The organism is Paraburkholderia sediminicola (genome assembly GCF_046026895.1).
Classification (GTDB): domain Bacteria; phylum Pseudomonadota; class Gammaproteobacteria; order Burkholderiales; family Burkholderiaceae; genus Paraburkholderia; species Paraburkholderia sediminicola_C.
In genome coordinates, this window is sequence record NZ_JAQQEU010000014.1 from 13,199 (window position 1) to 30,643 (window position 17,445).

Annotated in this window: 18 protein-coding genes; 10 read left to right on the forward strand and 8 right to left on the reverse strand. The window is 63.6% G+C overall.

Annotated features, from left to right (window positions below):
- Nucleotides 1-184: 184 nt before the first annotated feature.
- From PQR02_RS12540 to PQR02_RS12550, 3 genes are all read left to right on the forward strand, one after another.
- The gene (locus PQR02_RS12540) at nt 185-958 is read left to right on the forward strand and encodes an SDR family oxidoreductase (RefSeq protein WP_408230525.1); all 774 of its coding nucleotides are present in this window, start codon (nt 185-187) and stop codon (nt 956-958) included.
- A 75-nt stretch (nt 959-1,033) separates the two neighbouring features.
- Entirely contained in the window at nt 1,034-2,116 is a 1,083-nt protein-coding gene (locus PQR02_RS12545; protein ID WP_408230528.1) for an ABC transporter ATP-binding protein, read from the forward strand.
- A 93-nt stretch (nt 2,117-2,209) separates the two neighbouring features.
- Nucleotides 2,210-3,073: a MurR/RpiR family transcriptional regulator gene (locus PQR02_RS12550; RefSeq protein ID WP_408230531.1), complete on the forward strand. Its 864-nt coding sequence runs from the start codon at nt 2,210-2,212 to the stop codon at nt 3,071-3,073.
- Between the two features lie 33 nt (nt 3,074-3,106).
- Here the strand turns inward: PQR02_RS12550 and PQR02_RS12555 are convergent, their stop codons facing one another.
- Both PQR02_RS12555 and PQR02_RS12560 read right to left on the reverse strand, forming a co-directional pair.
- Complete coding sequence (locus PQR02_RS12555) at nt 3,107-4,015, reverse strand: IclR family transcriptional regulator (RefSeq protein ID WP_408230534.1); 909 nt, start codon at nt 4,013-4,015, stop codon at nt 3,107-3,109.
- The gene (locus PQR02_RS12560; protein ID WP_408230537.1) at nt 4,012-4,869 is read right to left on the reverse strand and encodes an IclR family transcriptional regulator; all 858 of its coding nucleotides are present in this window, start codon (nt 4,867-4,869) and stop codon (nt 4,012-4,014) included. The genes PQR02_RS12555 and PQR02_RS12560 overlap by 4 nt, the downstream gene beginning before the upstream one ends.
- Before the next feature lie 278 nt (nt 4,870-5,147).
- Here PQR02_RS12560 and PQR02_RS12565 point away from each other — a divergent pair, with 278 nt between their 5' ends.
- From PQR02_RS12565 to PQR02_RS12585, 5 genes are all read left to right on the forward strand, one after another.
- On the forward strand, nt 5,148-6,107 hold the full coding sequence (locus tag PQR02_RS12565) for an MBL fold metallo-hydrolase (protein WP_408230540.1): 960 nt from the start codon (nt 5,148-5,150) through the stop codon (nt 6,105-6,107).
- A 51-nt stretch (nt 6,108-6,158) separates the two neighbouring features.
- On the forward strand, nt 6,159-7,868 hold the full coding sequence (locus PQR02_RS12570) for an FAD-dependent oxidoreductase (RefSeq protein ID WP_408230543.1): 1,710 nt from the start codon (nt 6,159-6,161) through the stop codon (nt 7,866-7,868).
- 73 nt (nt 7,869-7,941) lie between these two features.
- Nucleotides 7,942-8,178, forward strand: a complete 237-nt coding sequence (locus tag PQR02_RS12575) for a DUF2783 domain-containing protein (RefSeq protein ID WP_408230546.1) — start codon at nt 7,942-7,944, stop codon at nt 8,176-8,178.
- A gap of 189 nt (nt 8,179-8,367) precedes the next feature.
- Nucleotides 8,368-9,702 (forward strand): MFS transporter, encoded by a 1,335-nt coding sequence (locus PQR02_RS12580; protein ID WP_408230548.1) that lies wholly within the window; start codon nt 8,368-8,370, stop codon nt 9,700-9,702.
- A 587-nt stretch (nt 9,703-10,289) separates the two neighbouring features.
- A complete protein-coding gene (locus PQR02_RS12585) occupies nt 10,290-11,525 on the forward strand; it encodes a YbfB/YjiJ family MFS transporter (protein ID WP_408230551.1) in 1,236 nt (411 codons plus the stop codon).
- A 65-nt stretch (nt 11,526-11,590) separates the two neighbouring features.
- On the opposite strand, the gene PQR02_RS12590 is transcribed toward PQR02_RS12585, so the two are convergent.
- Nucleotides 11,591-12,283, reverse strand: coding sequence for a glutathione S-transferase C-terminal domain-containing protein (locus tag PQR02_RS12590; protein WP_408230554.1), 693 nt, complete (start codon nt 12,281-12,283; stop codon nt 11,591-11,593).
- Between the two features lie 574 nt (nt 12,284-12,857).
- On the opposite strand from PQR02_RS12590, the gene PQR02_RS12595 reads away from it, so the two are divergent.
- Both PQR02_RS12595 and PQR02_RS12600 read left to right on the forward strand, forming a co-directional pair.
- Nucleotides 12,858-13,172: a DUF4148 domain-containing protein gene (locus PQR02_RS12595; protein WP_408230557.1), complete on the forward strand. Its 315-nt coding sequence runs from the start codon at nt 12,858-12,860 to the stop codon at nt 13,170-13,172.
- Between the two features lie 150 nt (nt 13,173-13,322).
- Nucleotides 13,323-14,363 carry an alpha/beta fold hydrolase gene (locus PQR02_RS12600; RefSeq protein ID WP_408230560.1) on the forward strand — a complete coding sequence of 347 codons (1,041 nt, stop codon included), beginning with the start codon at nt 13,323-13,325 and terminating at the stop codon, nt 14,361-14,363.
- 348 nt (nt 14,364-14,711) lie between these two features.
- Here the strand turns inward: PQR02_RS12600 and PQR02_RS12605 are convergent, their stop codons facing one another.
- From PQR02_RS12605 to PQR02_RS12625, 5 genes are all read right to left on the reverse strand, one after another.
- Entirely contained in the window at nt 14,712-15,128 is a 417-nt protein-coding gene (locus PQR02_RS12605) for an organic hydroperoxide resistance protein (protein WP_408230563.1), read from the reverse strand.
- 24 nt (nt 15,129-15,152) lie between these two features.
- Entirely contained in the window at nt 15,153-15,452 is a 300-nt protein-coding gene (locus PQR02_RS12610; RefSeq protein ID WP_408230566.1) for a hypothetical protein, read from the reverse strand.
- Between the two features lie 115 nt (nt 15,453-15,567).
- Nucleotides 15,568-15,804: a DUF4148 domain-containing protein gene (locus PQR02_RS12615; RefSeq protein ID WP_408230569.1), complete on the reverse strand. Its 237-nt coding sequence runs from the start codon at nt 15,802-15,804 to the stop codon at nt 15,568-15,570.
- A gap of 365 nt (nt 15,805-16,169) precedes the next feature.
- On the reverse strand, nt 16,170-16,703 hold the full coding sequence (locus PQR02_RS12620; RefSeq protein WP_408230572.1) for a thioredoxin family protein: 534 nt from the start codon (nt 16,701-16,703) through the stop codon (nt 16,170-16,172).
- A 1-nt stretch (nt 16,704) separates the two neighbouring features.
- Nucleotides 16,705-17,421 carry a cytochrome c biogenesis CcdA family protein gene (locus PQR02_RS12625; RefSeq protein WP_408230575.1) on the reverse strand — a complete coding sequence of 239 codons (717 nt, stop codon included), beginning with the start codon at nt 17,419-17,421 and terminating at the stop codon, nt 16,705-16,707.
- Nucleotides 17,422-17,445: the final 24 nt, after the last annotated feature.

Here is a 17,445-nt window from a genome sequence, read left to right on the forward strand (position 1 = left end):
TTTTTTCTCAGCCGGTTTTGTGCATAAGATGCTGTAAAGCGGGGGTATTCTGCATATCGCGATGCCACGGATACTCAATCTTCGGGATGACGGGGCACCGTGGCGTTGTCAGATTTGTAGGAAATTTACAGGGCGGTACAGGCGGGATCGAGCGTCGGCGGCGAGACTCGGGAGCGAGGCGGATATGAATCGTGTGGTGTTGGTGACGGGCGCGTGCGGCGGGATCGGCAGCGTGTTGTGCAGGCGCTTCGTGGAGCAGGGCGACACGGTGCTGGCGCTCGACCTCGACGCGCCCGCGCTGCAGGCACTCACCGCGCAATTGGGCGACGCGCATGTCACGCCGGTCGCCGTCGATCTCGGCGATGCTGCCGCGGTGCAGCAAGCGGTGGCCGAGGCGGTCAGCAAGCGCGGTCCGGTGGACGTGATGGTCGCGAACGCGGGTGCGGCGTTGGGCACGACGCTCGCCACGACCGACGCCGCGAGCTGGCAGCGCGACGTCCATCTGAATCTGAACGGTACGTACCACACGGTGGAAGCGGTGCGGGCGTCCATGATCGAACGCCAGCGCGGCGCGCTGGTGTTGATCGGCTCGGTGAACGGTCTGGCCGCGCTCGGCCATCCGGCGTATAGCGCGGCCAAGGCCGGCCTGATCAGCTACACGAAGGCGCTCGCGATCGAGCTGGGGCGGTACGGCATTCGCGCGAACATCGTTTGTCCGGGCACCGTGAAGACGCAGGCGTGGCAGGCGCGCGTCGACAAGAACCCGCAGGTCTTCGAGGATCTGAAAAAGTGGTATCCGTTGCGCGACTTCGCGACGCCCGACGACATCGCCGACGCGGTGCTGTTTCTCGCGTCGCCGATGGCGCGTGTGATCACCGGCGTCGCGCTGCCGGTAGACGGCGGCTTGATGGCAGGCAATCGATTGATGGCGGAAGAACTCACGCTCGAATCGCTCTGAGCCGCTTCACGCCACGTTCGGGCGCACGGCACGAAGAAGGTGGCCGGGTCAACGCAGCAAGACAATGAGGACAGCATGGCAGCAGTGCAACTGAGCGGCATCTTCAAACGCTATGGCGACACCCAGGTGGTGCACGGCATCGATCTCGACATCGACGACGGCGAGTTCGTCGTGCTGGTCGGGCCGTCGGGCTGCGGCAAGAGCACGCTGATGCGGATGGTGGCGGGACTCGAAGAGATCAGCGGCGGCGACCTGATGATCGGCGGCACGCGGGCGAACAGTCTCGCGCCGCAGCAGCGCAATATCTCGATGGTGTTCCAGAGCTACGCGCTTTATCCGCATCTGTCGGTCTATGAAAACATCGCGTTTGGGCCGCGAATTCGTAAGGAATCCTCGGCGAGTTTCAAGCCGCGCATCGAAGCCGCCGCTAAGATGCTGAACCTCGGCGGCTATCTGGACCGCTTGCCGCGCGCGCTCTCGGGCGGTCAGCGGCAACGCGTGGCGATGGGCCGCGCGGTGGTGCGCGAGCCGTCGCTGTTCCTGTTCGACGAGCCGCTGTCGAATCTCGACGCCAAGCTGCGCGTGCAGATGCGCACGGAAATCAAGGCGCTGCATCAGCGGCTGAAGAACACGGTGATCTACGTCACGCACGATCAGATCGAAGCGATGACGATGGCCGACCGCATCGTGGTGATGAACGCGGGGCGTATCGAGCAGATTGGCCGGCCGCTGGAGCTTTACGATCATCCGGCGAATCTGTTCGTCGCGAGCTTCCTCGGCTCGCCGTCGATGAACTTCGCCGAAGGGGTGATCGTGAATCGCTCGCAAGGGGCGGGCCTTGCGCTGAAGCTCGCGGACGGCGCCGAGATCGTGCTGGAGAGCGTGCCGGCGAGCGCCAAAGTCGGCGCGAAGGTCACGCTTGGCGTGCGGCCGGAGCACATCGAGACCATGGCACAGATGCCGGACGCCTCAATGGAAGTCGAAGTGGTCGAGCCGACCGGTGCGGAGACGCACCTGTACGGGAAAATAGGCGGCAACGCGTGGTGCGTGACGACTCGCCAGCGCTCGAAAGTCGAGCCCGGTCAGCGTGTCACGCTGCGTTTGCCGGCCGAGCATATTCATCTGTTCGATACGGAGAGTGGACGCAGGCTGGCCTGAACCGCGTGTTGCCGCTTGAAGCCGATTCAAGCCGGTCGATGCTGATCGAAGCTGCGAGCGACGCGGATTCATTTAACCCTCAAGGAACACCGGGTGTCCGCACCGAACTTGATTCCCCACATCCGCAGCGCGCTTGCCAGTTTGCGGCCCGCCGAGCGCAAGGTCGCCGACATGGTGTTGAGCGATGTCGACTTCGCGATGCGCGCGAGCATCACCGAACTGGCGCAGCGCGCGGATGTGTCCGAGCCTTCCGTCACGCGCTTTTGCCGCGCGATCGGCGCGCACGGCCTGCGCGACTTCAAGATGCAACTGGCGCAGAGTGTGGCGGGCGGCGTGCCGTATGCATCCACCGCGGTGGCGCGCGACGACGACGTGCAGACCTTGATGGACAAGGTCGCCGAGGCGGCGATCGACGGCATCACGCATGCGCGCGGCGCGCTGGACCCGGCGGTGGTCGAAAGCGCGATCGCGGCGTTGTCGAGCGCGGGGCGGGTGTTTTTCTTCGGCGTGGGTTCCGGCTCGGGGCTCGTCGCGCAAGACGCGGCGTTGCGGTTCCTGCGGATCGACATCGCGTCGAGCGCTTTTACGGATGGTCATTTACAGCGGCTTTACGCGGGCCTGATGGAGCCGGGCGACGTGGCCTTTGCGATTTCGCATTCGGGACGCAGCGTCGAAGTGAACGAAAGCATTCAGATCGCCAAGGAGCGCGGCGCGACCACGATCGCGTTGACCAATGTCGGGTCGCGGCTGGCGTGGCTCGTCGATATTCCGTTGCTGTTGCGCGTGCCGAGTCCGATCGATCCGAATACGCCGGGCGTGTCGCGGCTCGTGCATTTGTGCATCATGGACGCGCTTGCCATCGGCGTTGCACTCAAAGCGGGTCCGAAGACGCTCGAAAAGATGCGGCATGCGAAGGCCAGGTTGGCGTCGCATGAGCCGGAGGGAGCGGGGGACTGATTCGCCCGCGTTCTGACGGGTTGCCGGGTGCGCTTACGCGATGTCGCCGCCCGTCGCCGCGATCCAGCCAAATCTGCGCGACAACCTCAGCGTCGCCGCGCGCAAAGTCTGCGCCGGTTTGCCCGTGGGTTCGCTATCGAAACTGCCGCTCGGTCCCATCAATGCAAGCACGAGGCAGATGCTGCCGGTATGGTCGAACACCGGCGCGGCCAACGTATTGATGCCAGGCACGGGCCGGCTCAAAGCCGTGTCGATGCCTTCCATGCGGACTCGCGCGAGTCGCTGCGCGTAAGCGTTGCTGGCCGGCGTGAACTCGGGCGCTGCGTCCGCACCGCTTGCCAGGGCTGCCGGTTTGTCTTGCGCAACAGACCGCACCAATGCCGCCTCCCCAGTCAACGCATGCCCCGCCAGCCGCAGATGATCCTGCGTCAGCAGACCCGCTCGCACATCGTCGGCGACATGCGCCGCGAACACGCGGCCAATCGCCGTATTCACCAGCGACATCACCGAGCCGACCCGTAAGCTCACATGCAGGGGCCGCGCCGATTCCTCCAGACGCACGACGGTCGGCCCGAGCGGCCCGAGCACCGCCATCGCGACGCTCATTCCCGTCGACGCCGCCAGCTCGACCACTTCGGGTTCAGCCTCACGCGTCGGCGACAGACGCTGCAAGCCGATCAAACCCAGTTCGAGCGCGAGCGGCCCGGCTTCGAAACAGCCGGACGCATCGCGATCGAGCAAGCCGATTTTCAGCAGACTCACCAGATGCGGAAACGCCTTGGCCGGCGGCATGCCGGCCAGCGCCGCGAGGTCGCGCAAGCTCAACGGCCGCGCTGCCGCGACCAGCGCGCTGAGCAATTCGCCCGTGCTGTCGAGCGACTGGATGCCGCGCTGCGGTTTCGCATCGGCGGAGGAATGGGAGGGGTCGGCAGAGTCGGTCACGATGGGGAAGAAGCTGTCATGAAAGGCGCGGCGACGAGTTGCACGCCGATGTCGCGGGTCGCGCCGAGCAGCGCGCGAGCAACCGGGCCATCGGCGGCGACATCGATCGCGCCGGTCGGGCCGATCACTGTCAACGCGAGCGACAGGCGGCCGTCGTTATCCAGCACCGGCGCGCTCAGACTGCTGATGCCCGGGCTCGGCGCATCCACGCTGGATTCGAGGCCACGCGCGCGGATCTGGCGCAGCGCTGTCTCGAAGGCGGCGCTCTGGTCAGGCGGCGTCATCGCGCTATGCGCGGCGCCCGACTGGTTCGCCCACATCGCGGCCAGCACGTCGGCGGGCAAAAACGCGCAAAACACACGCCCCGTCGATGTCGCCGGCAGCGACATCACCGTGCCCACATGCAAGTTGACGTGCAGCGGAAATCCGCCGTGCTCATAGCGGACGATGGTCGGCCCCTGGGGCCCCGCAATGCAGATCGCGACGCTGAAGCCGATCGCCGCGGCCAGCGTGGCGACGCGCGGCACGGCGGCGCGAAACGCCGGCTGGTTTTCGAGGCGCAGCAAACCGAGCCGCAACGACAGCGGCCCCGGCTCATAACGGCCGGAGAGTTCGTCGCGCTTGATGAGACCCAGGCGGCTCAAGCTCACCAGATAGGCGTGCGCCTGGCCCGGCGCGAGCTGCGCGGCACTGGCGAGATCGGACAGCGCGAGCGGCGCGCGCGCCTGGGCGAGCGCCAGCAACACGCGGCCGCCCACTTCGACGCTCTGAATGCCGCGCTGCGTTTTGCCGCCGTCCGCCGTGTCGTCGCCGCGCGCGCCTTTGCTCGTGGCTGGTTTCGCTGCTTTGCTCACACCCGCGCTCGTCCGTAAAAAGGGTCCATGTTAGCCGAATGGCCTGCGAATGGCCGCCCCATCCTGCTTCCATCTTATGCGCCTAGAAATTTGCGTATAGCGATACATTTCGCTATTGACAAATAAACTCGCGCCGACCTAAGATGCATTCACCCCGACACACCGGCGCAGTCACAGGGTCAAAAACGGGGCGAGACAATCCTCCAATACCGTCAGCCCGCGCGGCATTCGCGCAGCCGGCCGTCTCGCCTCACGTCCAACTTTTGAGGGAGACAAGCATGGCAAAGGCATTCGCATCCCAGGCCGATCTGGAAGTCAAGAAAGTCACGTGGACCAAGCTGTCCGACAACGCCTACGCGTACACCGCCGAAGGCGATCCGAACTCGGGCGTGATCATCGGCGACGACGGCGTGCTGATCGTCGACACCACCGCCACGCCGGCCATGGCGCAGGACCTCATCGCGAAGATTCGCAGCGTCACCGACAAGCCGATCAAATACGTCGTGCTCTCGCACTATCACGCGGTGCGCGTGCTCGGCGCGTCGGCCTATTTCGAAGAGGGCGCGCAGCAGGTGATCGCTAGTCGCGGCACGTACGAGATGATCGTCGAGCGCGGTGAGGCGGATATGAAGTCGGAAATCGAGCGCTTTCCGCGTCTCTTCGCCGGCGTCGAAACGGTGCCGGGCCTGACGTGGCCGACGCTCGTGTTCGAGAAGGAAATCACGCTGTTCCTCGGCAAGCTCGAAGTGCGTATCGCGCATCTGGGCGCGGGTCACACGAAGGGCGACACGGTGGTATGGCTGCCGTCGCAGAAGGTGCTGTTCTCCGGCGACCTGGTCGAGTATGACGCGGCCTGCTATTGCGGCGACGCGCAGCTCGAACAATGGCCGGCCACGCTCGAAGCACTGCGCGCGCTGAACGCCGACAAGCTGGTGCCCGGCCGGGGCCCCGCATTGACCACGCCGGAAGAGATCAACAAGGGTCTCGACTATACGAAGGACTTCGTCACCACGCTGCTGGAACAGGGCCGTGAGGCCGTCGCGCAGAAGCTCGATCTGAAGGCCGCGATGGCGCTCACGCGCAAGGCGATGGACCCGAAGTTCGGCCACGTGTTCATCTACGAGCATTGCCTGCCGTTCGATGTCTCGCGCGCGTTCGACGAAGCGAGCGGCATCACGCATCCGCGCATCTGGACCGCGCAACGCGACAAGGACATGTGGGACGCGCTGCAAGCCTGACGAGAATAGAAACACAGCGATGCACAGCAGAGAGATGGACGGAGACACAAGATGAGCATCAACTACCAGACGCTGTCGTTCGAATACCAGCCGTGCCGCGAACAAAGCGCACAACCGGGCGCGGAGCAAGCGGTCCATCCGGTGATCGTGGTCGGCGCGGGCCCGGTGGGTCTTGCCACCGCGATCGATGTCGCGCAGCACGGCGTGCCGGTCGTGCTGGTCGACGACGATTGTTCATTGTCCACCGGATCGCGGGCGATCTGCTTTTCGAAGCGCTCGCTCGATATCTTCGACCGCCTGGGCTGCGGTCAGAAGATGGTGGACAAAGGCATCAGCTGGAATGTCGGCAAGGTGTTCCTGAAAGACGAACTTGTGTACACGTTCAATCTGCAACCGGAAGTGGGGCATCACCGGCCCGCGTTCATCAATCTGCAGCAGTACTACGTCGAAGGCTTTCTGCTCGAACGCGCGCAGGAGATGCCGAATCTGGAGATCCGCTGGAAAAGCAAAGTGGTCGGCGTGCAGCAGAACGGCGCGCCGGGCACCTGCGAAGCCGGCGTGACGTTGACGGTCGAAACGCCCAATGGGCAGTATCCGTTGCGCGGCCGTTATGTGGTCGCCGCCGACGGCTCGCGCAGTCCGCTGCGCAAGCTGATGGGACTCGACAGCAAGGGCGTGACCTTCAAGGACCGCTTCCTGATCGCCGACGTAAAAATGGAAGCGGACTTTCCGACCGAGCGCTGGTTCTGGTTCGATCCGCCGTTTCATCCGAATCAATCTGTATTGCTGCATCGTCAACCGGACAACGTGTGGCGAATCGATTTCCAGTTGGGATGGGACGCCGACCCCGTGCTGGAGAAAACGCCTGAGCGCGTGATTCCGCGGGTGCGCGCATTGCTCGGCGCGGACGCGAAGTTCGAACTGGAATGGGTCAGCGTCTATACGTTTTCGTGTTTGCGGATGGAGCGCTTCCGGCACGGCAACGTGCTGTTCGCGGGCGACTCCGCGCATGGCGTGTCGCCGTTCGGCGCGCGCGGCGCGAATAGCGGTGTGCAGGATGCAGAAAACCTCGCATGGAAGTTGGCGATGGTGCTCGAAGGCAACGCGTCCGATGCATTGCTCGACACCTATGCAAGCGAACGCGAATTCGCCGCCGACGAGAACATCCGCAATTCCACCCGCTCCACCGATTTCATTACGCCGAAGAGTCCCGTGAGCCGCGTCTTCCGCGATGCCGTGCTGAAGTTGTCGCGGCATCATCCGTTCGCGCGTCAGTTGACCAATAGCGGGCGGCTCTCCGTGCCGGCGGTATTGCGTGATTCCCCGCTGAATACAGCGGACCAGGACCGCTTCGACGGCGCGATGGTGCCGGGCGCGTCGTGCGTCGATGCGCCGGTGCAAGTGGACGGGCAAGCGGGATGGCTGTTGCCGCAGCTCGGCCAGCAATTCACCGGCGTGCTGTTCTGCGGCGAGCAAGGTATCGATCCGGTGACGCGGGCCGCATTGGACGCGTTGCGCGCGGGGCCGGTTCCATTGCAGCTCGTCGTGGTGACGCGCGGCGACGCGCAGGCCGAGTCGTTGCCGGGCCTGCGTGTGGTCCACGACGCCGAGGGTTTGGCGAGCGCACGCTACAACGCTACACATGGCACGTTCTACCTGATTCGGCCGGATCAGCATGTGTGCGCGCGTTGGCGGCAAGTCGACACGGCCGCTGTCGGGCATGCGTTCAAGCGCGCGCTGTGCGTCGAAGGCACGTCCTGAACGCGCAAGCCCGCGCCACACACGCAGGGCATGAGCGCATGAGCGCACGAGTAAAAAATAGCAGGAGACAGACATGGCACTGAACACGCAACCGAACCTCGACCGTCCCGACGATTTCTACGAGGCGCTGATCGATATGCACCGCGATCTGGACGCCGCGCAGAGCCAATCGGCGAATGCGCAACTGATCCTGCTGCTCGCCAATCATATTGGCGATTACGCGACGCTGATCGAAGCCATGCAGGCCGCGCGCGAAAGCGTAGCCGATGCTTCGGCACAACGCACGGACGAACATCCGCTGGCGGCCTGAGGCCACGTAAAAAGGCGAGCGGCAAGCAACGAATAGAACACGCGCGGCCACGGCGCGCCGTGCGCTACTCAAACCGGCAACGCGGCGCCTTGGCGCGTGCGCGTGCCGTTTCAGCAGAACCCATCCAAGCGGCGCAGCAAGACGCCGGACCTACCGGGTCCGTTGGACCCTCACGTTTGGAGAAAACCGATGAGCCAATCTGTCGCCCCCGCGCTGGAGCCGGATGCGTCCGGCATCGCCCATGACGACCTGCTGTATCGCAAGGTGTCGCTGCGGATCATTCCGTTTCTGTTTCTGTGCTACGTGGTGTCGTTTCTCGATCGCATCAATATCGGCTTCGCGCAATTGCAGATGAAGCACGACCTCGGTTTCAGCGACGCGATGTATGGGCTCGGCGCGGCGGTCTTCTACATCGGCTACGTGCTGTGCGAAGTACCGAGCAACCTTCTGCTCGCTCGTTTCGGCGCGCGCCGCACTTTCACGCGAATCATGCTGCTATGGGGCATCGCTTCGGTCGGCATGATGATGGTGTCCACTCCGACGCATTTCTACGTGATGCGCTTCATGCTCGGCGTGTTCGAAGCGGGCTTCTTTCCCGGCATCGTGTTGTATCTGACCTACTGGTATCCGGCGCGGCGGCGCGCGGCCGTGCTGTCGATCTTCTTCGCGGGTGTCGCGGTGGCGGGCGTGCTCGGCGGCCTGGTGTCCGGCTGGATCATGCGCGACATGGCCGGCGTGTTGGGACTGTTCGGCTGGCAGTGGATGTTCGTGATCGAAGGCGCGCCCGCGATCGTGCTCGGTCTGCTCGCCGCGTTCTATCTGGTGGACGGCCCGCAACACGCGCGCTGGCTCAGCGCGGCGGAGAAGGCACGGCTGATCGCACAACGCGACGAGGACCGCCGTCACGGCTCGCACGCGAACGCGCATTCGTCGCGCTCGTTGAGGCAGGCCTTGGGCAATCCGCGCGTCTATCTGTTCGCGTTCATCTACTTTGCGCTGACCTGCGCGTCGTTGACGCTGAGCTTCTGGATGCCGCTGATGATTCGCGACTTCGGCGTGCACGACGTGCTGGCGATCAGCCTGTACACGGTGATCCCGAATGCGGTTGGCGCAGTGGGGCTGATTCTGATTGCGCGTCATTCGGATCGTCGCGGCGAGCGTCGCCGTCATTTTGCCGCTTGCACGATCGGCGGCGGCGCGGCGCTCTCGCTGTTGACGCTGCATCTGAGCAGCTTTCCTGCGATGCTCGCGATTCTCTCGCTTGCCGCGGTGCTGATCTTCGCAGCGCTGCCGATCTTCTGGACGGTGCCGTCCAGCTATCTTTCCGGCACGGCTGCTGCTGCCGGCATCGCGTTGATCAGCAGCATCGGCATTACGAGCGGCATCGTTAGTCCGTGGGTGATCGGTCAGATCAAGACGCACACCGGCAGCATGGACAATGCGCTGTATCTGTTGGCCGCGTCGCTGGTCGTGAGCGGCGTGGCATTGCTGCTCGTCGTGCCGAAAGAGCGGACACCTGGCTGAGAATCGCGGCGCGTTGCGGATGTTATCCAGGGTAGTGTCGCGATCACTCGCTTGCGCCGGGCGTCCGGCGTGATCCGCGACGATGTTGGCGCAGTCAGCGCGCGGCGATGAGCGATTCGGCTCATGCGGCCATTCGCTCAACATGCGCAACGCGGCCCCGCTATGCGTCTTTTGCAGCAACGCGATGGTTTGCAGGATCAACGCGTCGTCCTTGCCCAGATTGCTGGCGCAACGGCAGCGCATATCCAGCGGGCGAGAGGACACGTGCATCAGCGAGCGCATTAGCAGATTGAAGTGTTCGATGCCGTCCTGCCGCAAACCCACGTTGCTCAGAATGTCGCGCCAGTGCACGGCTGCCGCGCGCCGTTTCGCAAGCTGGGCGCCGTTGCAGGCCGCGTCCAAAACGGCGGCGCTGGAGGCCGCTCTTGAGACCCAAACGGCGGCCCTGCACGCCAACATGCGATTGCTGATATAAAGGCAACTAACGGTCCGTCCCGCCAAGCGCTCCCAGATATGATGGCGACGTAGCCGCATTCAGCCTCCCATTCCACTTGTCTCGCAGAAGACCAGGTCTTTCCCGTTAGCCCATGCCGCCCACCTCACTCGACACCGCACCGAACTCCACGCCCACCGAAGCGGCGCAGCGCCTGCCGACCCTGACGCTCGCCGCCGCGCTGTCACTAGGCAGCGCGATCGCTCTGGGACTGGCGCGCTTCGCCTACGCGCTGCTGCTGCCGTCGATGAAACTCGACCTCGGCTGGAGCTTCGCTCAAGCCGGCGCGATGAACACGGCCAATGCGCTCGGCTATCTGCTCGGCGCGCTGGCGTTTCCGCGTCTCGCGCGCCGCTGGTCGGCCGGCGCATTGTTCGGCGGCGGTTGCGCGGCCACCGCGCTGCTGATGGCCGGCAGCGGCCTGCTCGCCGACACCGACTCGCTGCTCGCGTTGCGCGTCATCACCGGCGCGAGCAGCGCGGCGATCTTCATCGGCGGCGGCGTACTGGCGGCGCGGCTCGCGTCGGCGCGGCCGCATGAGGCGGGGCTCGTCCTCGGCTTGTACTACGGCGGCACGGGATGGGGCATCGTGGCGTCGTCGGTGCTGGTGCCGCTGACCATCCTCAACGTCCCACACGGCTGGCAGTTCGCGTGGTTCGCGCTGGCGGCCGCGTGCGCAGTGTTCGCGGCGGTGGCGATCGGCGCGGCGCGCAAAATCGAAAGCGCGCATGTGAGCGCCGCAACGGCGGCGCGCGGGCCTGGCCCGGCCACGGGGCTGCATTGGCCGCGCTTCAGCATGGCGCTGGCGGGCTACGGTTTGTTCGGCGTCGGCTATATCGGCTACATGACGTTCATCGTCGCGCTGCTGCGCAACGCGGGGATGAGCGCGCCGGTCGTGACGGGCTTTTATCTGCTGCTCGGCGTGGCGACGGTGGTGTCGGCGCGCCTGTGGTCCGGGCTGCTTGACCGGATGCGCGGCGGGCAGGCGCTCGCGGTGCTCAATGCGTTGCTCGCCGTCGCGACGCTGCTGCCCGCGTTGTTCGCGCAGCCGTGGTTGGCGTTCGTGTCCGGGCTGCTGTTCGGCGCGACGTTTCTGTCGGCGGTCGCGTCGACCACGGCATTCGTGCGCCACAATCTGCCCGCGAGTCATTGGGCCAAAGGCATCAGTGCATTCACGATCGTGTTCGCGTTTGGGCAGATCGTCGGGCCAATGGTGATCGGCTGGGTGTCGGACGGCGCTGGTCTTGCGCGAGGCCTGGTTTATTCCGCGTTGCTGCTGGCGGCCGGCGCCGTGCTGGCCGCTTGCCAGAAGCCGTTGCGTGAAGCGTGAGCCGGTTGTCCGGCTACTCGCTATTCGGCAAGCACGTGGCGTCCCGATTGATGCACAGCATTGCTCTAACCGCTGATCCGCTGATGGATCGCCTCGCAATGACGAATCAGCGCGCGGCGCGATAGCACGTAGCGCTTTAACGGCGTGTCGATGTCGTAGAAATAGATATTGGCGATGAAACCATAGATTGCCGCGTCGATGGTGGCGGGAGCGGGGCCAAAGACAAACCCGCTGTCGCCGAGCAGATCGGCGACGACGCGTAGATCGTCGATGCCCCGCGCGTACACCTGTTCCGGCTCGTAGCGGCCGATGCCCTGATAGTGATAACGCAAGCGGTTGTACTCACGCGCTGCGTCGAGATCGTGCGCGCTTACCTCGGCGTGCGTGGCGAGAATGGCGTCGCGAAACGACGGCCAGAAGCGATCGTCGCGCCAACGTGAAAAGCTCATCGACCAGTACAGATCGTCGAGCGTTCGCCGCACCATGAAGTCGAGATTCACTTGTCCGGCCGAAAGCGCGCGGTCGATCTGTAGATCGTACCGGGCTTTCAAATGCGCGATGATGCGGTCGCTGTCGCCGATCGTATCGTCGCCATCGACCAGATACGGCAGTTGGCCGCGCGGAGCGAGGCTCGTATCGAGGATATGCCGGTGCTCGAAGTTCATTTCGCACAACTTCATGAACGCGAACACCTTCAGGCCGAACGGATTGTTATCGGCTACGCCGAACAGGTCCGGATACGAATAGAGAGTGAGCATCGGATTCTCCCCGCGAGAAGTGGTAATTCACAGCGAAGTCGCTTAATGCGAAGACGGCGCGGCAGATGGCGAGCACGGCAATCGTCACGATACTCTCAAGCTTGCGCCATATAACGACATGATTTTGATGGCGCGCTGTCGGTATCAGGCCGGAACGGATGTTCTGTGCAAGAACAACACCCAATGCGCATTCAGCACATGTCAACACGTGACTATAATGACCTCGCCGCGCCATCCAGTGTCGTCCACGATTTGCGGCTGCGCCGCAATCCTCACCACCCTCCGTCGCATCCGTACAGTCTTCATGATTGAAATTTCAAATCGAAGCATTGAGCCGCGCGCTGAGGCGTCGCGACGTGCCCAGTCCAAAGAAGGCGTGCCGTGGGTGCTCCGCCTTTTTTGTATAGCAATGTATCTACGCCGTTAGCCGCTACATAACTTTGCATTGCTCATAATTGCAGACACAAGCCCGATACGTCAGCGGGGTCTAATACCTCCAGGCCAGACGAACTGGCTTTGCAGAACAGAACGCAAACAGGTGTTTGCGTCAATCAATTCTCTTGAGGTGCAAATCATGAAGCTCGTTCAATCGCTTATCGTCGCCGCTGTCGTCGCTATTCCCGCTTTGTCGTTCGCGCAGTCGAACCAGCCGCTTACGCGTGCCGATGTCCGCGCGCAACTGGTCGAGCTGCAGCGCGCCGGCTACAACCCCGCCAGCGATCAGACTCAATATCCGAAGAACATCGAAGCAGCGCAGGCGCGCCTGAATGCGCAACAGGGCCTGTCGGTGTCGTCATACGGTGGTTCGACGGCCGGCACTTCGGCATCGGGTTCGCGTGTCGCGCAGCCTGATGTTATCGGCCTCGGCCCGGTTTACGCAAAGCCGTAAGCAGCGATGCGGTTGACCGGCCGCGCCTTTCGGCGCGCCAGTCGATCGGTTCAATCCGTGCCCGCGGCAGTCGCCGCGGTACGTCACGCCGGGCTTCACGACGAAAAGCCCGCTTCCTCTAGTGCGAACTACATCATTAGGAGAATAGCCATGTCGGACCAGATCAACCTGCGGCGCCGCCGTCTGCTGGGGACCACCGTTGCCGGTATCAGTCTGCTGGAGTTGGGCCTGAGCGGACTGGCTCACGCGCAGTCCAATGCAACGGCGGGCGGTACGAAGGCGGCAGGCGCCGCGTCGTTCGGGCCCGTTCGGCAGATCAACGCCGGTACGCTGAGCATCGGCTATGTGGAAGCAGGTCCGCGCAACGGACCGGTCGTCATTCTGCTGCACGGCTGGCCCTACGACATCCACAGCTTCGCGGAAGTCACGCCGCTGCTGGTGGCCGGGGGCTACCGGGTGATCGTGCCGTATCTGCGCGGCTATGGTTCGACGCGCTTCCTGTCGGCCGATACGCCGCGCAACGGTCAGCAGGCGGTGGTCGCGGTGGACATCATCGCGCTGATGGACGCGCTGAAAATCGACAAGGCAGTGCTGGGCGGCTTCGACTGGGGCGCGCGCACGGTGAACATCATCGCGGCGCTGTGGCCGCAACGCTGCAAGGCGATGGTATCGGTGAGCGGCTACCTGATCGGCAGTCAGGAGGCGAACCGCGCGCCGCTGCCGCCGAAGGCGGAGCTGACGTGGTGGTATCAGTTCTATTTCGCCACGGAGCGCGGCTATGCGGGCTATGAAGCGAACCGGCACGATTTCAACAAGCTGATCTGGCACACGGCGTCGCCGAAATGGGATTTCGACGATGCGACGTTCGAGCGCACGGCGCAGTCGTTCAACAATCCGGATCATGTGGCGGTGGTGATTCACAACTACCGGTGGCGCCTGGGGCTGGCCCAGGGCGAGGCGCAATACGACGAACTGGAAAAGCGTCTGGCGATGGCGCCGACGATCGGGGTGCCGACCATCACGATGGAAGGCGATGCGAACGGCGCGGCGCATCCCGATCCGGCTGCGTACGCGAAGAAATTCACGGGCAGCTATCAGCACCGCAACCTCAGCGGCGGCATTGGACACAACCTGCCGCAGGAAGCGCCGAAGGCCTTTGCCGACGCGATCACCGATGTCGCGCGCCTCTAGTGCTTGGAGTCGACTATGCCTTTGCGCGGGTTGCACCGTCATCGTGCGATTGCCTGGCTGCTTGCCGGGCGGGTCGGCGTTGGCGATGCGTGGCAGGCGTCGTTGGGAAATTAGCGCGAACAGAGTCGCGATGAGCGGAGGTATGGCTCATCGCGATTTTTTTGCGCGACGCGCTAGGTCGGCGCGACAAGGCCACAATGTTTTGCGCCGACCTTGATTGGCAACCAGCCATCGACTTTCAGGCGCATCAGCACCACGCCATACAGAGACAGCGCATGTGGATGAATAAAAAATAAAGCGGCGCACTCACTGGAGTGCGCCGCCAACTCTCACGAAGAAGAGGAAAGCTTAGACAACTGTAACGACAACGTCGATATTGCCGCGCGTCGCTTTCGAGTACGGACACGTTTGGTGCGCGATATCTGCCAGCGCCCGTGCGACTTCGCGATCGACACCCGGCAGGCTGACATTCAAACGCGCCCGCAGGAAATAAGCGTCGCCGTTCATACCCAGATCGATCTCCGCATCGACGGCAGTGTCATGCGGCAGCGCGACGTTCATCTTCTTCGCAGCGAGCCCCATTGCGCCGATGAAGCAAGCCGACCAGCCCGCAGCTAGCATCTGCTCCGGATTCGTGCCGGCTGCGGCAATGCCGGGCGCCGAGAGCTTCACGTCCAGCCGGCCATCGGAGCTGCGCGACGCACCGTCGCGGCCGCCGGTGGTGTGGGTCTTGCCGGTGTACAGCACTTTATCGAGTTGGGTCATGATGAATATCCTTGCTTGAATGATTTAGTGATGCGAGTAAGCGGAGCGCGGCGCGTTGAACGCAACGCGCGCGCCCGACTGGGAAACCGTATCGCGCACGCCGCCATAGGACTGCGCGGCTGTGTCGGCATCGATGCTCGCCATCGCCATCGCCTGCGGCTGTTCGGCGCGAATCGTCTGGACGCTTTGGCCGCGTTGCGACGAGGGTGCGCCTGCGAGCGGATCGTAGTGCGGCGCAGGGCCATAGCCGCTGCTCGCGAAAGCGGGAGAGACGGCAACGGCACTGACAACGAGCGACGCCGCGATAAGAAGATGCTTGATCATGATGAGACCTCGAAACAGTATGTTGAAAAGTGACGGTGCTCTACAGGCGGCTCCGGATGTGTCGCGTCAGGTGACGTGATCGATCCGGAGCGCAGCGCCCGGCAGCGAGCAATGCTCAGCTTCCCTGGTAGAGCTGCTTAAGGGCGGCGAGCTGTCCGTCTTTCTGGGCACGCACCAGTTCCTGACGAACTTCCTGACGGGTTTTCCCCGTCGCGTTGCTGTGGTCGGGCGTCCATTGGCGCGTCTGCTGAACGTTCAATTTGTCTGCGTTTGCATCGACCGAAGTGGTGGCGTAAGCGGATGCTGTCGTGGCGAATGCGGCGAGGGCCAAAGCGATCATCGAAACTTTCATGTCGTTCTCCAGAAACTGGGTATGAGGCAAATAGGAAAAAGGCGCCGGTTTGGCTGAGAGGCGAGCCGCATTTGATTCAGGTTCGCGGCAAGGTGTTTCTCAGCGTCCGTCGTTGATGCATTAAAACCGGCTGAGGTATCTGGCTTGTGTCGCGAGGGCGGACTATTGCAATGCTGTGTATCCGCGCGATCGGCAGATACGTTGCGATACAAATCTGTGGTTCCGGCTACTGTCCGCCGCGCAGTTCTATTCATGACGCGACGCGTCCGCAGCGTGCTGGCCGAACGCAGCCGTACAAAAAAACGGGCTGAAGCAATGTCACCCATCGCTTCGACCCGTCCGGACATCACGGCAAAAAACTGGCATCAATCCTTTTGCGCGAGCAGCGCCTGAATCGCGGCTTCCGTTTGCGCGTAGTCGCCTTCACCGAAGTGCGTATAGGCAACCTTGCCTTTCTTGTCGAGCAGATAAAAGGCCGGCCAGTACTGGTTGTTGTAAGCGCTCCACGTTGCGTACTCGTTATCCTGCGCCACCGGATAGCTGATGCCGAAGCGCTTGATCGCGGTCTTGACGTTGTCGGTATTGCGCTCGAACGGATATTCGGGCGTGTGCACACCGATCACCGTCAGGCCTTGATCCTTGTACTTCTGGTTCCAGGCCTTCACGTACGGCAGCGTATCGATGCAATTAATACAGGTGTACGTCCAGAAGTCGACCAGCACCACCTTGCCTCGCAATTGCTGAAGCGTGATCGGATCGCTGTTCAGCCATTTGGAAATGCCGGTGAATTCCGGTGCGGGTGGGCCGTCCTTCAACGGCGCGGCGAGAGGGGCGGTGCCGGTAGCCGCCGTGGCGGCAAAGGTGGCGGCGATAGCGAGTGTCTTGAGTTGGGATAGCATGTCAGAGTCCTTTGAGGGCCGGAAAGAGCGCGGCGATCCGCGCGTAAATCAGAACGTCGTATTGCAGATAGATCGCGAGTGCGGTCAGCATCACGAGCACGCCGAACACCTGTTGCAGGCGCTGCGCATGGCGCGAGACCACGCGCACCCGTTGCGTCACGTAATGTCCGCCGTAGATGATCGCGAGCATTGGAATGGCCGCGCCGATCGCATACAACGTAAGCAACAGTGCCGACCATCCGAGGTCCTGCGCCTTGACCACCAGCACCAGGATCGAAGCGAGCACGGGCCCGGCGCACGGTGTCCACACCGCGCCCAGCGACATGCCCAGCACGAAGCCGCCCGCGTTGCCGCTACCGGGCTGCACGCCCGGCGCGATCGCGGCGCCGATGCGCTCCAGCGGTCCCTGCCATTGCGCAACGAGCCAGTCGTAGGGACGCGGCCACAGGCGCAACAGTCCGGACAGCGCAAGCAACGCGATGCCGGTATTGCGCAGCGCTTGCTGCGCGACGTGCACCGTGCTGGACACGGCGCCCAGCAGCATCGCAAACGAAGCGAAGGTGATAATGAATCCGGCGACGATGAACAGCGGCCGCGTGCGGCTCGGCTGCTCGACCGAGGTGCCGAGCAGGATCGGCATGACTGGCAGAATGCACGGAGAGGCAATGGTGAGCAGCCCGGCCAGCAGGGCGAGCGGCGTTTCGAAGGTGCTGTGCATGATGGACTTTCCGTTGGCTGGTAT

What these genes read in the sequence shown, in the direction of transcription:
- PQR02_RS12580 (WP_408230548.1), top strand. Translation starts at nt 8,368, where the DNA reads ATGAGCCAATCTGTCGCCCCCGCGCTGGAGCCGGATGCGTCCGGCATC.
- PQR02_RS12590 (WP_408230554.1), bottom strand. Translation starts at nt 12,283, where the DNA reads ATGCTCACTCTCTATTCGTATCCGGACCTGTTCGGCGTAGCCGATAAC.
- PQR02_RS12595 (WP_408230557.1), top strand. Translation starts at nt 12,858, where the DNA reads ATGAAGCTCGTTCAATCGCTTATCGTCGCCGCTGTCGTCGCTATTCCC.
- PQR02_RS12625 (WP_408230575.1), bottom strand. Translation starts at nt 17,421, where the DNA reads ATGCACAGCACCTTCGAAACGCCGCTCGCCCTGCTGGCCGGGCTGCTC.
- PQR02_RS12570 (WP_408230543.1), top strand. Translation starts at nt 6,159, where the DNA reads ATGAGCATCAACTACCAGACGCTGTCGTTCGAATACCAGCCGTGCCGC.
- PQR02_RS12620 (WP_408230572.1), bottom strand. Translation starts at nt 16,703, where the DNA reads ATGCTATCCCAACTCAAGACACTCGCTATCGCCGCCACCTTTGCCGCC.
- PQR02_RS12615 (WP_408230569.1), bottom strand. Translation starts at nt 15,804, where the DNA reads ATGAAAGTTTCGATGATCGCTTTGGCCCTCGCCGCATTCGCCACGACA.
- PQR02_RS12545 (WP_408230528.1), top strand. Translation starts at nt 1,034, where the DNA reads ATGGCAGCAGTGCAACTGAGCGGCATCTTCAAACGCTATGGCGACACC.
- PQR02_RS12540 (WP_408230525.1), top strand. Translation starts at nt 185, where the DNA reads ATGAATCGTGTGGTGTTGGTGACGGGCGCGTGCGGCGGGATCGGCAGC.
- PQR02_RS12575 (WP_408230546.1), top strand. Translation starts at nt 7,942, where the DNA reads ATGGCACTGAACACGCAACCGAACCTCGACCGTCCCGACGATTTCTAC.
- PQR02_RS12600 (WP_408230560.1), top strand. Translation starts at nt 13,323, where the DNA reads ATGTCGGACCAGATCAACCTGCGGCGCCGCCGTCTGCTGGGGACCACC.
- PQR02_RS12585 (WP_408230551.1), top strand. Translation starts at nt 10,290, where the DNA reads ATGCCGCCCACCTCACTCGACACCGCACCGAACTCCACGCCCACCGAA.
- PQR02_RS12605 (WP_408230563.1), bottom strand. Translation starts at nt 15,128, where the DNA reads ATGACCCAACTCGATAAAGTGCTGTACACCGGCAAGACCCACACCACC.
- PQR02_RS12565 (WP_408230540.1), top strand. Translation starts at nt 5,148, where the DNA reads ATGGCAAAGGCATTCGCATCCCAGGCCGATCTGGAAGTCAAGAAAGTC.
- PQR02_RS12610 (WP_408230566.1), bottom strand. Translation starts at nt 15,452, where the DNA reads ATGATCAAGCATCTTCTTATCGCGGCGTCGCTCGTTGTCAGTGCCGTT.